Source organism: Vibrio sp. L85 (assembly GCF_963871815.1).
GTDB lineage: Bacteria > Pseudomonadota > Gammaproteobacteria > Enterobacterales > Vibrionaceae > Vibrio > Vibrio harveyi.
Genome location: NZ_CAWMYL010000009.1, coordinates 1 through 219 on the forward strand (window position 1 = coordinate 1; position 219 = coordinate 219).

General features: G+C 46.6%; 1 protein-coding gene. It reads right to left on the bottom strand.

Features of this window, described 5'->3' with window-relative positions:
* Positions 1-65: 65 nt before the first annotated feature.
* Positions 66-219 (bottom strand): type II toxin-antitoxin system RelE/ParE family toxin (locus AACR11_RS01265; protein WP_139374640.1); only part of this gene is annotated, 154 nt, incomplete at its 5' end.

The window sequence follows — 219 nt, forward strand, 5'->3', positions numbered from 1 at the left end:
ATGCAGCGGCTTCGGTATTGCGTTGCTCACCCCTTAACAGGGCGTTAGTTCCCCAGAGGAAGAAATCAATCCGTAGGGAATTTTTGTTTCTGGTGTAGTACACGCATAACTCGGATGATATCGCCCTCAACCCAGTAAGATACAATCATCGAAATCTCAGGAATAATGAGCAATCGTCCGCGGATGCCATCTCGTTGTACACCCATTAAAGGTTGTTCA